We start from the raw sequence: 14584 nt of genomic DNA, 5'->3' as shown, positions 1-14584 counted from the left end.
GAAGGAGAAGCCAATTGAAAGATGAACGGAAAAAGTTACTTGCTAAATTAGCCTATCTATACTATGTTGAAGACAAAAGTCAATCGCAAATCGCAGCAGAAACTGGAATCTACCGTACAACTGTCAGCAGAATGCTAGCAGAAGCTAAGAAAGAGGGCGTAGTAAAAATTGAAATCGAAAACTTTGATACTCGCCTCTTCCATTTAGAAAATTATATCAAACAAAAATATGGCTTAAAAGCTATTGAGATTATACCGAATCTAGTTGATGAGCCTCGAGAAAGCCTTGAAAAGCGACTGGCGCAAGCAAGTGCGGTCATGCTTCGTAATTTGATTGAAGATGGAATGACAGTCGGATTTTCATGGGGCAAGTCTCTCAGATTAATGGTAGAACAAGTTGGAACGAAGCGCTTGGATGGTGTTCAGTTTTATCCCCTAGCTGGAGGTCCCAGTCATATTCATGCTCGCTACCATGTCAATACGCTGATCTACAGTATGGCGAGTAAATTTCATGGGGAATGTCATTTTATAAACGCGAGTGTCATTCAAGAAAATTCTGAGGTGACGGAAGGCATCTTATCTTCTAAGTATTTTGAGGATTTGAAAGCTAGTTGGCGTTGTTTGGATGTTGCGGCTGTAGGGATTGGTGGCTATGCAGATAGCAAGAATCCTCAGTGGTTTGATATGCTGACATCGAATGATTTTAAGAAATTGGAGTCAGAACATGCTGTAGGAGAAGTATGCTGTCGTTTCTTTGATCAAGAAGGTATCCCAGTTTATCCTGAATTACAGGAAAGAACAATATCAATCACATTAGAGGAATTGAGAAAGGTACCAAACACCATCTCTTTGGCCTACGGTGATCAGAAAGCAAAAGCAATTTTATCGGTTTTGAAAGCCAACTATATCAATCATTTAGTCACAGATGAAGCAACGATCTTAAAAGTCTTAGAATTAGATGGTGATCAGCAATTTACTAAAAAATAGGACAGCAGGAATGCGGTCCTTATTTTTTTGAGTCAAAAAGCACAAATGTGCAAAAATCAAAAACAACAATCAAATGTTGCGGTTTTTATTGACCGGCAAAAATATAAATGGTATATTGACAATAGAAAAAGCGCTTTCAGTAGATTGACAAAGGAGTGTAGTGCACATGGAAATAATTGTTGCAGACCAAATTATTATGGGATTGATTTTAAATGCGGGTGATGCTAAACAGCATATTTACCAAGCTTTATCATATGCTAAGGAGGGCGATTTTACATCTTCTGAAGGCGAAATTGCAAAAGCAGATGCAGCATTGCTAGAAGCGCATAACCTGCAAACACAATTTTTAGCCCAGGAAGCAGGTGGGACAAAGACAGATATTACAGCTCTGTTTGTGCACTCACAAGATCACTTAATGACTTCAATCACAGAGATTAACTTGATTAAAGAAATGATTGACTTACGTAAAGAACTTTCAGCGAAACAATAAGGAGGAAAAGAAGATGAAAATTGGATTGTTTTGTGCAGCAGGATTTTCAACAGGAATGTTGGTAAATAATATGAAGGTGGCGGCTAAGGAATTAGGGATTGATGCTGAGATCGATGCCTATTCTCAAGCGAAATTAGCAGATTTTGCCCCAGAAATCGATGTTGCATTGTTGGGCCCTCAAGTAGCTTATACTTTGGATAAATCAAAAGCGATTTGTGAGGCAAACCATATTCCTATTGCTGTCATCCCTATGGCAGATTATGGGATGTTGGATGGTAAGAAAGTACTAAATCTAGCTCTAGAATTGCTAGGAGAAAAATAAGGAGGCTTCCCATGTCTAATTTTAATTCTCAGAAAATTATCGCTCCAATCATGCGTTTTGTAAACATGAAAGGAATTATTGCTCTTAAAGATGGGATGTTGGCGATCCTTCCATTAACGGTAGTTGGTAGTTTGTTTCTGATTATTGGGCAATTACCATTTGAAGGTCTTAACCAGGCTATTGCTAGTGTATTTGGCGATACATGGACAGAGCCATTTATGCAGGTTTATTCAGGAACATTCGCCATCATGGGATTAATTTCTTGCTTCTCCATTGGTTATTCATATGCTAAAAACAGTGGAGTAGAACCTTTGCCAGCAGGAGTTTTGTCCCTATCTTCATTCTTTATCTTGTTAAAATCTTCTTATGTACCAGCTAAGGGAGAACCGATTGGTGATGCCATTGCAAAAGTATGGTTTGGTGGTCAAGGGATTATTGGGGCTATTATTATTGGTCTGGTAGTTGGTGCGATTTATACTGTGTTTATCCAAAGACATATTGTTATTAAAATGCCAGAACAAGTACCTCAAGCCATTGCCAAACAATTTGAAGCGATGATTCCTGCTTTCGTGATTTTCTTACTATCAATGATTGTCTATATCTTATCAAAAGTAGTGACAAGTGGCGGTACCTTCATTGAAATGATCTATGATGTCATTCAGGTTCCTTTACAAGGTCTAACAGGATCACTTTACGGAGCGATTGGAATTGCCTTCTTTATTTCATTCTTGTGGTGGTTTGGTGTGCACGGACAATCAGTTGTCAATGGGGTAGTAACAGCCTTGCTACTTTCTAACCTGGATGCCAATAAATCAATGTTGGTAGCTGGGAAGCTATCCGTTGAAAATGGTGCCCACATTGTAACCCAACAATTCCTAGATAGTTTCCTTATTTTGTCTGGATCAGGTATAACCTTTGGTTTGGTTATTGCTATGTTATTTGCTGCTAAGTCAAAACAATATAAGGCACTTGGGAAAGTTGCAGCTTTTCCTGCAATCTTCAATGTTAATGAACCCGTCGTATTTGGCTTCCCAATTGTAATGAACCCAGTGATGTTCCTTCCATTTATTATCGTTCCAATTTTAGCAGCGATAATTGTTTATACTTCAATTGCTATTGGGTTCATGCATCCATTCTCAGGTGTGACCCTTCCTTGGAGTACACCAGCCATTATTTCTGGATTTATGGTTGGAGGTTGGCAAGGTGCTTTCGTTCAAGTGCTAGTTCTTGCAACCTCGACTGTCGTATATTTCCCATTCTTCAAATTCCAAGATAATCTTGCCTATAACAACGAATTACAAGCTGAAAAATAGTGCGTTTATTAGGAATGCACAGATGTGCGACTAGAATAGAATTTATAGGTATAATCCATAATTCATTGAAATTCGTAAAATTTAATGCTACTATAGTTACGAAAGAAAACAAAATAATTTCAAAAGAAAGGTTTTGAAAAAATGAAACAAGTAGAAGTAGCAAGTACAAGCATTAAAACAGAATATTTTGGAAGCCTCACTGAACGCATGAATAAGTATCGTGAAGATGTCTTGAACAAGAAGCCTTATATCGACGCTGAACGTGCCGTTCTTGCAACTAAGGCATATGATCGTTATAAGGAACAACCAAATGTTCTTAAACGTGCCTATATGTTGAAAGAGATTCTTGAAAATATGACAATCTATATTGAGGATGAATCCATGATTGCTGGAAACCAAGCATCCTCTAATAAAGATGCTCCGATCTTCCCAGAATATACTTTAGAGTTCGTTCTGAAGGAATTGGATCTTTTTGAAAAGCGGGATGGTGACGTCTTCTATATTACGGAAGAAACGAAAGAGCAGCTCCGTAGTATCGCACCGTTCTGGGAAAATAATAACTTACGTGCAAGAGCTGGAGCTCTTCTACCTGAAGAAGTATCTGTCTATATGGAAACAGGATTCTTCGGTATGGAAGGGAAGATGAATTCTGGAGATGCCCACTTAGCAGTCAATTATCAAAAATTATTGCAATATGGCTTGAAAGGTTTTGAAGAAAGAGCTCGCCAAGCTAAAGCAGCCCTAGATCTAACGGATCCAGCTAGCATTGATAAGTACCATTTTTACGATTCTATCTTTATCGTAGTTGATGCTGTTAAGACCTATGCTCAACGATTTGTGGAACTTGCTAAACAACTTGCTGAAACAGCAACTCCTGAACGTAAGAAGGAATTGCTTGAAATTGCAGAGATTTGCTCGAAAGTTCCATACGAGCCTGCAAGTACATTTGCAGAGGCTGTTCAGTCTGTTTGGTTTATCCAATGTATTCTTCAGATTGAATCAAATGGGCACTCACTTTCATATGGCCGTTTTGACCAATATATGTATCCATACGTTAAAGCTGATTTGGAAAGTGGACGGGAAACTGAAGAGAGTATTGTTGAACGCTTGACCAACCTTTGGATTAAGACTATTACAATTAACAAAGTACGTAGTCAAGCACATACCTTCTCATCTGCAGGTAGTCCGCTTTATCAAAACGTTACGATTGGTGGTCAAACGCGTGATAAGAAAGATGCCGTTAACCCATTGTCTTATTTAGTGTTGAAGTCTGTTGCTCAAACTCACCTTCCTCAACCAAACTTAACTGTTCGTTACCATGCTGGTTTGGATGCCCGCTTCATGAACGAATGTATTGAAGTTATGAAGCTCGGATTCGGTATGCCTGCTTTCAATAATGATGAGATCATTATTCCATCCTTTATTTCAAAAGGTGTTCTTGAAGAAGATGCTTATGATTACAGTGCAATTGGTTGTGTAGAAACAGCTGTTCCAGGTAAATGGGGCTATCGCTGTACAGGTATGAGTTATATGAACTTCCCTAAAGTTTTGCTCATTACGATGAATGACGGAATCGATCCTGCTTCTGGCAAGCGTTTTGCACCAAGCTTCGGTCATTTTAAAGACATGAAGAGCTTCGATGAATTGCAAACTGCTTGGGACAAAACTTTGCGCCACTTAACCCGCATGAGTGTGATCGTAGAAAACTCGATCGACCTATCTCTTGAAAGAGAAGTGCCAGATATCCTCTGTTCAGCTTTGACAGATGACTGTATTGGACGTGGAAAACACTTGAAAGAAGGTGGAGCTGTCTACGATTATATTTCTGGTCTACAAGTGGGTATTGCAAACTTATCCGATTCACTTGCAGCAATCAAGAAACTGGTATTCGAAGAAGGACGCTTAACGCCACAAGAGCTATGGCATGCTCTGGAAACCGATTACGAGGGCGAACGTGGAAAAGAAATCCAAGAGATGCTTATCCATGATGCACCGAAGTATGGAAACGATGATGACTATGCGGACAGCTTAGTTCGAGAAGCATACGATATTTATGTGGATGAAATTGCTAAATATCCAAATACTCGCTATGGACGTGGGCCAATCGGTGGTATCCGTTACTCAGGTACATCTTCTATTTCAGCCAATGTAGGACAAGGTCGTGGAACATTAGCTACTCCGGACGGTCGTAATGCTGGAACTCCACTAGCAGAAGGATGCTCTCCATCCCACAATATGGACCAACATGGCCCAACATCTGTTCTAAAATCTGTTTCTAAATTGCCAACAGATGAAATTGTTGGTGGTGTTTTACTGAACCAAAAAGTAAACCCACAAACTTTAGCCAAAGAAGAAGATAAATTAAAACTTATTGCTTTACTCCGTACGTTCTTTAATCGTCTACACGGATACCATATTCAATACAATGTGGTTTCTAGAGAAACGTTGTTAGATGCTCAAAAACATCCGGAAAAACACCGTGACTTAATTGTACGTGTTGCAGGCTACTCAGCTTTCTTCAATGTACTATCAAGAGCTACACAAGATGATATTATTGGACGGACAGAGCATACTCTATAGTAAAGAGGTATGTATATGGAATTTATGCTTGATACTTTAAATTTAGATGAGATAAAAAAATGGGCACGAGTGTTACCCCTTGCTGGGGTAACTTCGAACCCAACAATTGCAAAAAAAGAAGGGGACATTGATTTTTTTGATCGTATCCATAAGGTGCGAGAAATCATTGGGGGCTCTCCTTCCATCCATGTTCAAGTTGTTGCAAAAGATTATGAAGGAATTTTGAAAGATGCGGCTAAAATTCGCGAACAATGCGATGAAAACACCTATATTAAAGTCCCAGTAACACCTGAAGGACTTGCTGCAATTAAAGTGTTAAAAGCAGAGGGTTACAAAATTACTGCAACAGCAATCTATACTGTTTTTCAAGGGCTGTTAGCGATTGAGGCAGGAGCCGACTATTTAGCACCTTATTACAATCGTATGGAAAACTTAAACATTGATTCAGCTCAGGTTATTTCTCAGTTAGCGAGTGCCATAGAGCGTGATCATTCATCAAGCAAAATTCTAGCAGCTTCCTTTAAAAATGTGGCTCAAGTTAATCGAGCATTTAAAGAAGGAACACAAGCAATTACGGCAGGGGCAGATGTATTTGAAGCAGCTTTTGGAATGCCTTCTATTGCAAAAGCAGTAGATGACTTCGAAGCAGATTGGTCAGCCGTTCATCATAAGAATACAATTTGATAAAGGAGGAGTGTATGAGAAATTTTGCAAGCCCATCTCGTTACATTCAAGGGGAAAATGCTTTATTTGAAAATGCAAAACCTATTTTAGAACTGGGGAGTCATCCTGTTTTACTCTGTGATTCAGTGGTCTATGATATCGTAGGGGAACGTTTTGAAAAGTATCTCCTTCGGTATGGCTTTACAGTCTTGCCAGTATTCTTCAATGGTGAAGCTTCTGATAATGAAATCAATCGTGTGGTCAGTCTGGCAGAAGAAAATGGCTGTGACTTAGTCATCGGACTTGGTGGAGGAAAGACCATCGATAGTGCAAAAGCCATTGCCGATCTTCTAAAATCACCAGTTGTCATTGCTCCGACCATTGCCTCTACAGATGCTCCGGTTTCAGCCTTGTCAGTTATCTATACGGATGAAGGTGCTTTTGCTCGCTATATATTCTATTCTAAAAACCCAGAATTGGTCTTGGTGGATAGCAAAGTCATCTCTCAAGCACCAAAACGTTTGCTCGCTTCTGGTATCGCAGATGGATTAGCGACTTGGGTTGAAGCGCGTGCAGTGATGCAAGCTAACGGAAAAACCATGCTAGGCAAACACCAAACTTTAGCTGGTGTCGCGATTGCGCAACGTTGTGAAGAAATCTTATTTGCAGACGGACTTCAAGCCATGGCTGCTTGTGAAGCCAAAGTGGTAACGCCTGCTCTTGAAAACATCATTGAAGCCAATACCCTTCTCAGCGGGATTGGATTTGAAAGTGGTGGCTTGGCAGCGGCTCATGCCATCCATAATGGCTTTACAGCCCTTACTGGAGACATCCACCATTTGACACACGGTGAAAAAGTAGCCTACGGAACGCTAGTTCAATTGTTCTTGGAAAACCGTCCAAAAGAAGAATTGAACAAATACATTCGTTTCTATCAACAAATCGGTATGCCAACGACTCTGAAAGAAATGCATCTTGAAAATGCAAGCTACGAAGATCTTCTCAAGGTTGGCCAACAAGCCACCATTGAAGGAGAAACCATCCATCAAATGCCATTCAAGGTACAAGCATCTGATATTGCTCAAGCCATTGTAGCAGTGGATGCTTATGTCAACTCCTTAGGCTAATCAAAGAAATACAGAAACCATCGTCTGTTGGCGATGGTTTTTTTGATGGTTGGTCGTTTTCTGGGGTCCGACTCTTTAAGAGTTCGGGAGATAAATCAAGTTTAGCTGTTTCAAATTATATACTAGTTGAATCCGACCATCATTTTAGAAGGTGTATATGAAATAGGAATTATCTTTTTGTTTACACACATTCAGTATTCACAGCCCGCTCTTTGGGTAACTTATTTCGCGGTTTTGAATGTTTATGAAGCTTGAGTGACAAGGATGTAAGAATGAACAAACAGATTATCCAAGCGATTAATATTTGAAAAGAACAACTCGTTAAACTAAACTCTGCTTTTGTGAATAATTCAGTATAAGCTCCAAGAAAAGTATATTTAATAAAATCAGCGATATCAGGATTCATTTGAGACAAGTTTGGTCCCATTGCAATAATCAACATAACAGGTAAGCCATTGATTTGCGCTTTTGATTGTGTCGAAGAAAAAGCTCCGATGCATAGGTTAATGAGAATAACAGCCATAGCTGTCAAAATAACGACTAAAGTATATTCAAGGTAAATTTTAGAAAGATCTGCACCTGCAATAATAGGAAATAAAACCATATTCAAAACAGTAATGACAACTGGGTGTATTAAAACTGAGATGAGATATTCGTATGGTCGTACACCACTTAGTAAAAGCGTTTTAAGATTCTTCTTTTCTTTCTCTTCAGCAATAATAGTGGAAACAGTACTGCCAACAGACATGGCAATTGCTGTGGATAAGCAGAGGAACATTAAGTCAAGGCCTTTGTCCTTCCCTAAATTCATAAAATTCTTATAAATAATGAGCAAGCCATAGGGCATCAACACTTGTACCAGTAAGTTTTTATTTGCGATAATGGTTTGGTTTCTTAACCATAGCAATGCTTTCATTCGATTAAACATTTAATTTTTCCCCCGTTAATCTTATAAAGATTTCTTCCAAAGTTGGCTCACATGAGTGGATAGAAATAAGATCATTTGTAGCTAATGTCGATAATTCTGAAAAATCAAAGATTCTTTCTTGGTGATTTTTATAAATAACTTTTATCCGTTTATTTGTGTTATATTTTTGAATGATATCTGCTGGGCTACCTTGTTCAATGAGTTTTCCTTTATTTAACAAGGCCAAATGATCACATAATAAAGTAGCTTCGTTCATATCATGAGTGGTTAGAAAGATTGTGGTCCCACTTTCTTTTAAGTGAACTAACAACTCATGAATGGATTTTGAAGTTGTTGGGTCCAAACCACTTGTTGGTTCATCCAAAAATAGAATTTTAGGTTGATTGATTAAAGCGCGAGCTAGCAACATCCGTTGCTTCATTCCAGTAGATAATTGTTCTGCTAATATCTTTTTGCTAGCTAACAGCCCTACCTGATCAAGTAACTCATCTACTCTATTCAAATTAATACCATAAAGCTTTGCATATAGAAGGAGATTTTTTTCTAAGGATAGTTTTTCATAGAAGCCACTTTGGTCACTAACAATCCCAATTTTTTCTAAATCTGTCGGATGTAGATCCTGAGAATCTTTTCCTAACAATTGAGTATTTCCACTGTCTGGTAGTAGTTGCCCAGTAAGAATATTGATCATCGTCGTTTTCCCAGATCCAGATGGTCCCAGAAATCCGAAAATCTCTCCCTCTCTAATCTCAAAGTTAATAGAATTTAAGGCAGTCTTACTGCCAAATGTTTTCACGATATTTCTTGCAACAACCATTGAAGTCATTCGTTTTCCTCGCTTTCTGTTAAATCAGTCATTTCAATTATTTCAATGCCTCCCGGTTTTTCATAGACCAATGTCTCTTTTTCATTAGGAGCTAATAATAGAATTTTAAAAAGTATATGATTGACCATCACCTTACAGAGACGTCTTGTTTTTGATTGGTTTGTGATGGTAATCCTTTTTTGTTCGATAAAATGAGAAGATATCTCGTATGTTAAATCTTTATTCATAGATACATCATCTCGTCACAAAATAGATTTAATGTGTTAGTAAATACCATCAGATTCTTCCTTTCTTTGTGTGTTCCTTTTGATGCTTCTATTGTAGTTCAAAGAAAACAAAAAGAACATGACATCTAGGTCAGGTTAGCCATCGGCTGGGGATTTGCAAGAGTCAAGTCGGTTTACTAACAAGGTTAGCAAGAGCAATAAAAAAAGAAGTTCGTAAACTTCTCTTTGCTTATACAGTTGATTCCTTCCCACCTAAATCTCGTTCTTTTTCTTTGGTCAAGTTATTCACTAGAACCGGATCGTTCAGCATCTTAGCAAACTCAATAGCTTTATTATAAGATTGCTCTGCTTTTTCATAACTTTCTTCCACTTTCAAATAATATTTAGCCTCAAAAGCATAAATAGCAGGTTTGTGTTGGAAGTTATTTGTACTTTCAGTTATCTCGCGTAAAACTTTGGTATAAATTAAGTAATCCTCTGTTTTTACTTGTATTAAAATTCCTATCAATATTCTTTCAAGTATATAGATACGATCATTATCACTATAATCAATATATAATAAAACTTTTTTAGATAATTCTTCAAAATAAGTTTTATCTTCTAGACCAGTAGCACAACAAAGAAAATACAAATTGATAATTAGGAGATCATTGTAACTGTATTGTTTCTTTTTCAAAATTTGCTGGAAATATTCTTCGAGCAAACTCAACCCATAGGTAATATTTCGACTAGTAAAAACATCTAGTTGAACTTGTAAAACTTCAACCAGTAATTGTTCTTCTTCTGGTAGATGGTCATAAAAATGCTCATAAATTTCATCAAACATGTCTTCCAACAAACCAATACGTTCTTCATCACCGTAGGTATGGTATCGGATTATTTTATTTTTTAATTCCAGATACCGCTTGGGTATTTCTATTTTGTCTACATCTATGATGTCCTCTATTGGATAATTTAATCTCTGAGATAAAAACATTAATTTAGAAAGAGACACTAATACTTGGCCGTTTTCAATACGAGCAAGTTGACGAATAGTTAATTCTGATTCATCTCCACAAACATCTGCTTGAGTCATATGTTGGTTCAGACGAGCTCCCCGAATATTTTTACCGATTTTCAATTTTAATTCAGCATCTTTATCTTCAATAGTCATACCTTACTCCTAGAATTAATATTTATCAGTATTATATCATGAAATAAGCTCTCTTTTTCAAGGATTTCTGTGTCATTTTTGCTAGGATCCAAATGAATTAACTGTTTAGAATCTCATATTTATGAGTTAGAGACTTTGAGGTGCTTATTAAGGATTCTGCCATTCTGATAGTGCCTTCCCTCCCACATAGCTGAAAAATGCAACCGTATAGAAAAAAGAAAAGGAAAATGTTCCAATCTTTGATAGACTCAGGAGGTAGCGTTACAAATACAAATTGGAGGAAATGAAATGACAGAATGTAGTCAAAAAGAATTGGAACAAATTGTAGGAGGTGGGGGTTCTCGCCCAAATGTGATTCCAGGTCAGTCAGATAAGATTGAGATTGGACGTCCTGGCTTTGTGAAGCGGCCACCGCTCGCTCGTATTTAAGACATGATAGCAATCTTGACATGGTGTTTTGAAATCTAGATAGAAAGAATAGGAGAAAAAATGAAAATCTATGCAGAAACAGAATTAACGACAAATGAACTCGAACAAACAGTAGGAGGGGTGATTACTCCAATCAGAAGCCCTGAACTAACGTATGGTGGCGGTGGTTGGGGGACCTCTGGAATTTACCCGGGGTGGGGAAATCAAGGAATGTCTCCTTCGGGTGGCAGCTTTAGCTGGCTGATGCAAATTGCCCCAATATTTAGTAGAAAAAGAAAGTAAGATAGAAAGGTGAATGCAATGAGAAAGACAGACAGACCGTTTCAACTGGCGACACTTGGGATTCTCTGTATCAATTTTGCGCTTTTTAACGTGGGGCTTCCAACGGATTTAGTGAGCCATCTATCGGATGCTTCTTATTATAGTTTGCTCCTCTTGTTGATCGGATTGATTGGGGGAGTAGCCGTGATGCTCTTGGTAAAGAGTCGTCGCTGGGACTTGTATGGGAAATTTACCTTTAAAGCGTCCTATTTGGCGGTTTTTGTGCTTGTTTTTCTTGCTCACTTTTTATGGGATATGTTTTCTGCTACGGTATTTCCGCCCACTAAGAATTCCATAGCCCTTGCAGAAGTATCTAGTGGTTTGTCAGGCTGGGCCTTGGTGTTGATACGTTATGTCTATGCCTGCTTGCTGGCTCCTATTGTGGAGGAACTAGTCTTTCGTGATTTGGTCATGACGGCTTTGGCACCTTATCAGAAGTATAAGCTGGATATGCTGGTGTCTGCTTCCTTGTTCAGTCTCTCGCATGTCTGGCAGTATGGCTGGGATTTGCCAAGCTTTATCGTTTACTTAGTACCAGGCTTGCTATTTTGTGCGGTCCTGCGCTATACCAAATCGATCTACTGGACCATCCTTCAGCATGCCTCTTGGAATAGCTTCCTTACCCTCGTATCCCTCCTGGTCAGTGGGATGTAAGCAAGGGGAGCTAGTGGCAGAGAGCTTTATCCATCATCAAAGAGAGAGTGGGTCAGAAATCGGTAATTCATTAGAATTCGATTTCGTCGTCCCACCTCCGCACAGTTGAGTAGGGCTGTAAAAGCTGATGAAATCAGCGTAGTAGAGCCCACTCAACCACTGCGTCTTGCTCGACAATCCAAAAATAATTGAGTGGCTAGGACTTTTGTCCCAGCCTCTTTTTGTATGGAATCAAAACCGCTATTTTCCTAAACTTTTGAAATATTATACAGTTAAGCGTTTACATTTTTCCATAAAGTGCTATAATTTAATATGAAGAATAACATTTTATACAGAGGTGATCCATATGAAAAAAGGGAAGCTACTCTTAGCCACCGGCGCTCTGCTTTTGTCTGTAAGCGCACTGGTAGCCTGCTCACAAGGAGGGAAATCTTCAAGTTCGGACAACCAGGTCTTTAGTTATGTCTATACTCAAGATCCGGATACTTTGGATTATTCACTTTCTAATAAACGGTCGACTTCAGAATTTACAGGTAATGCTGTGGATGGTTTGTTAGAAGTTGACAAATATGGCAACTTAATCCCATCTCTTGCTAAGGATTGGACTGTTTCAAAAGATGGTCTGACCTATACCTATAAACTTCGTAAAGGGGTTAAATGGGTGACCGCTGAAGGGGAAGAATTCGGAGAAGTTAAGGCCCAAGACTTTGTAACGGGGCTTCAGCACGCAGCGGACAAGAAATCTTCGGCCCTCTATCTCGTCCAACAATCTATCAAAGGGTTGGATGATTATGTCTCAGGGAAAACCAAAGACTTCTCAACAGTTGGTATCAAAGCTGTCGATGACTATACTGTTCAATACACCTTGAACCAACCAGAAAGTTTCTGGAATTCAAAAACCACCATGGGCATTTTGATGCCAGTCAATAAAGAATTCTTAGATTCTAAGGGAGATGACTACGGTCAAGGTACGAACCCTTCTAGTATTCTTTATTGTGGTCCTTATTTGATCAAAGCTATCACCTCTAAATCTGTTGTGACGCTTGAAAAGAACCCAACCTATTGGGATGCGGATAATGTAAAAATTTCTAAGGTTAAGCTGACCTATTATGATGGACAAGATTCAGAATCTTTGATCCGTGGATTTGATAACGGAGACTATACCTTTGCCCGTGTCTTCCCAAATGGCTCTAACTATAAGAGTGTAGAGAAGAAACACAAAGATGACATTGTCTTCAGTGACCAAGGATCCTCTACTTATAACTTGTCTTTCAACATTGACCGTCAAGCTTATGAGATTACGACGAAGACGACAGATGCTCAAAAGAGCTCAACCAAGAAAGCAATCTTGAATAAAGACTTCCGTCAAGCCATTATGTTTGCCTTCAACCGCAAGGCCTATGTAGCGCAAGCCAATGGGGAAGCATCTGCAGACAAGGTCATCCGCAACACCTTCACTCCTCCAAACTTTGTTCAAATTGATGGCAAAGATTTCGGTGAGTCTGTAGAGAAAAACTTAGAAGAATATGGTGATGAATGGAAAGGTGTTTCTGTCGAAGATGGAAAAGATACCCTTTACAATCCAACCAAGGCCAAGGAAGAGTTTGCCAAGGCTAAAGAAGCCCTTCAAGGCCAAGGGGTAGAGTTCCCGATTCATTTGGACCTCCCTGTTTCATCAACCTATACAGAAGGAGTCAAGCAAGCTCAATCCTTTAAACAGTCGATTGAATCTACCCTAGGAGCAGAAAATGTCGTCATCGACTTGAACATGGTATCTGAGGACGATCTTAATCGAGTGACCTACTTTGCTGAAAATGCCTCCCAACAAGACTGGGATTTGAACAACAACTTGGGTTGGGGACCAGACTATACGGATCCATCTTCTTACCTAGATATCACAAGCTCTAAGAATGGTGAAAATGCAAATTCTTACTTCGGATTTGATGCGGGTACTAATAACGCAGCTGCTAAAGAAGCTGGTTTTGACGAATACGATCAATTGATCGAAGACGCGCACAATGAAACCAAAGATGTCAACGATCGCTATGCAAAATATGCCAAGGCTCAGGCTTGGTTGACAGATAGCGCCCTCTTGATTCCAATTCACTCAGATGGTGCATCTCCAGGTGTTCGAAAGACAGTTCCATACACAGCTGCCTTTGCTTGGACAGGACACAAGGGTCAAACCTTCAACTACAAGTATCTGGAATTGCAAGACAAAGTCTTGACAACCAAGGAGTACGATGAAGCGCGTGAACAATGGAAGAAAGAAAAAGAAGAATCCAATAAGAAAGCTCAAAAAGAACTAGAAAGTCACGTAGAAGACTAGGAACTTTAAGAGTGATTGTATACTGAACAGGGAAGAGAGTGGGACAGAAATCGGTCATTGGTTAGCATTCGATTTCGTCGTCCCGCCTCCGCACAGTTGAGTAGGGCTGTAAAAGCTGATGAAATCAGCGTAGTAGAGCCCACTCAACCACTGCGTCTTGCTCGACAATCCAAAGACGATTGAGAGGCTAGGACTTTTGTCCCAGCCTCTTTTTGGTGGATAGAACCTTTAAAAAT

15 protein-coding genes are annotated in these 14584 nt (G+C 39.1%); 11 read left to right on the top strand and 4 right to left on the bottom strand.

Annotation, left to right across the window (positions count from 1 at the left end; all coding sequences use genetic code 11):
* Positions 1 to 14: 14 nt before the first annotated feature.
* The 7 genes from D7D50_RS01695 to D7D50_RS01665 all read left to right on the top strand — a co-directional run bounded on the left by D7D50_RS01695 (position 15) and on the right by D7D50_RS01665 (position 7481).
* Entirely contained in the window at positions 15 to 986 is a 972-nt protein-coding gene (locus D7D50_RS01695) for a sugar-binding transcriptional regulator (RefSeq protein ID WP_048717591.1), read from the top strand.
* A gap of 166 nt (positions 987 to 1152) precedes the next feature.
* The gene (locus D7D50_RS01690; RefSeq protein ID WP_048691622.1) at positions 1153 to 1476 is read left to right on the top strand and encodes a PTS lactose/cellobiose transporter subunit IIA; all 324 of its coding nucleotides are present in this window, start codon (positions 1153 to 1155) and stop codon (positions 1474 to 1476) included.
* Between the two features lie 13 nt (positions 1477 to 1489).
* A complete protein-coding gene (locus tag D7D50_RS01685; RefSeq protein ID WP_013904534.1) occupies positions 1490 to 1798 on the top strand; it encodes a PTS sugar transporter subunit IIB in 309 nt (102 codons plus the stop codon).
* A gap of 11 nt (positions 1799 to 1809) precedes the next feature.
* The gene (locus D7D50_RS01680; RefSeq protein ID WP_120701317.1) at positions 1810 to 3111 is read left to right on the top strand and encodes a PTS sugar transporter subunit IIC; all 1302 of its coding nucleotides are present in this window, start codon (positions 1810 to 1812) and stop codon (positions 3109 to 3111) included.
* 141 nt (positions 3112 to 3252) lie between these two features.
* Positions 3253 to 5691, top strand: coding sequence for a glycyl radical protein (locus D7D50_RS01675; RefSeq protein WP_023027619.1), 2439 nt, complete (start codon positions 3253 to 3255; stop codon positions 5689 to 5691).
* A 15-nt stretch (positions 5692 to 5706) separates the two neighbouring features.
* Positions 5707 to 6375, top strand: coding sequence for a fructose-6-phosphate aldolase (locus tag D7D50_RS01670; RefSeq protein WP_048717592.1), 669 nt, complete (start codon positions 5707 to 5709; stop codon positions 6373 to 6375).
* Between the two features lie 14 nt (positions 6376 to 6389).
* On the top strand, positions 6390 to 7481 hold the full coding sequence (locus tag D7D50_RS01665; RefSeq protein WP_061564682.1) for a glycerol dehydrogenase: 1092 nt from the start codon (positions 6390 to 6392) through the stop codon (positions 7479 to 7481).
* Positions 7482 to 7662: 181 nt separating this feature from the next.
* Here D7D50_RS01665 and D7D50_RS01660 read toward each other — a convergent pair whose 3' ends face one another.
* From D7D50_RS01660 to D7D50_RS01645, 4 genes are all read right to left on the bottom strand, one after another.
* Positions 7663 to 8409, bottom strand: coding sequence for an ABC transporter permease (locus D7D50_RS01660; protein WP_120701316.1), 747 nt, complete (start codon positions 8407 to 8409; stop codon positions 7663 to 7665).
* Complete coding sequence (locus D7D50_RS01655) at positions 8402 to 9235, bottom strand: ABC transporter ATP-binding protein (protein ID WP_120701315.1); 834 nt, start codon at positions 9233 to 9235, stop codon at positions 8402 to 8404. Before D7D50_RS01655 ends, D7D50_RS01660 begins: the two co-directional genes overlap by 8 nt.
* Positions 9232 to 9462 carry a hypothetical protein gene (locus D7D50_RS01650; RefSeq protein WP_120701314.1) on the bottom strand — a complete coding sequence of 77 codons (231 nt, stop codon included), beginning with the start codon at positions 9460 to 9462 and terminating at the stop codon, positions 9232 to 9234. The genes D7D50_RS01655 and D7D50_RS01650 overlap by 4 nt, the downstream gene beginning before the upstream one ends.
* Before the next feature lie 229 nt (positions 9463 to 9691).
* Positions 9692 to 10615 (bottom strand): helix-turn-helix domain-containing protein, encoded by a 924-nt coding sequence (locus D7D50_RS01645; RefSeq protein ID WP_120701313.1) that lies wholly within the window; start codon positions 10613 to 10615, stop codon positions 9692 to 9694.
* A gap of 288 nt (positions 10616 to 10903) precedes the next feature.
* Between D7D50_RS01645 and D7D50_RS01640 the strand changes: the two genes are divergently transcribed.
* The 4 genes from D7D50_RS01640 to D7D50_RS01620 all read left to right on the top strand — a co-directional run bounded on the left by D7D50_RS01640 (position 10904) and on the right by D7D50_RS01620 (position 14348).
* Complete coding sequence (locus tag D7D50_RS01640; RefSeq protein WP_120701312.1) at positions 10904 to 11044, top strand: bacteriocin; 141 nt, start codon at positions 10904 to 10906, stop codon at positions 11042 to 11044.
* 60 nt (positions 11045 to 11104) lie between these two features.
* Positions 11105 to 11326, top strand: coding sequence for a hypothetical protein (locus D7D50_RS01635; RefSeq protein ID WP_120701311.1), 222 nt, complete (start codon positions 11105 to 11107; stop codon positions 11324 to 11326).
* Between the two features lie 18 nt (positions 11327 to 11344).
* On the top strand, positions 11345 to 12019 hold the full coding sequence (locus D7D50_RS01630) for a CPBP family intramembrane glutamic endopeptidase (RefSeq protein ID WP_120701310.1): 675 nt from the start codon (positions 11345 to 11347) through the stop codon (positions 12017 to 12019).
* A 346-nt stretch (positions 12020 to 12365) separates the two neighbouring features.
* Positions 12366 to 14348 carry a peptide ABC transporter substrate-binding protein gene (locus D7D50_RS01620; RefSeq protein ID WP_120701309.1) on the top strand — a complete coding sequence of 661 codons (1983 nt, stop codon included), beginning with the start codon at positions 12366 to 12368 and terminating at the stop codon, positions 14346 to 14348.
* Positions 14349 to 14584 lie beyond the last annotated feature (236 nt).

Origin of the sequence: Streptococcus koreensis, assembly GCF_003627135.1 — a bacterium.
Classification (GTDB): domain Bacteria; phylum Bacillota; class Bacilli; order Lactobacillales; family Streptococcaceae; genus Streptococcus; species Streptococcus ilei.
The sequence above is the reverse complement of the archived record's forward strand: the minus strand, read 5'-3'. Positions and strand labels throughout refer to the sequence as shown.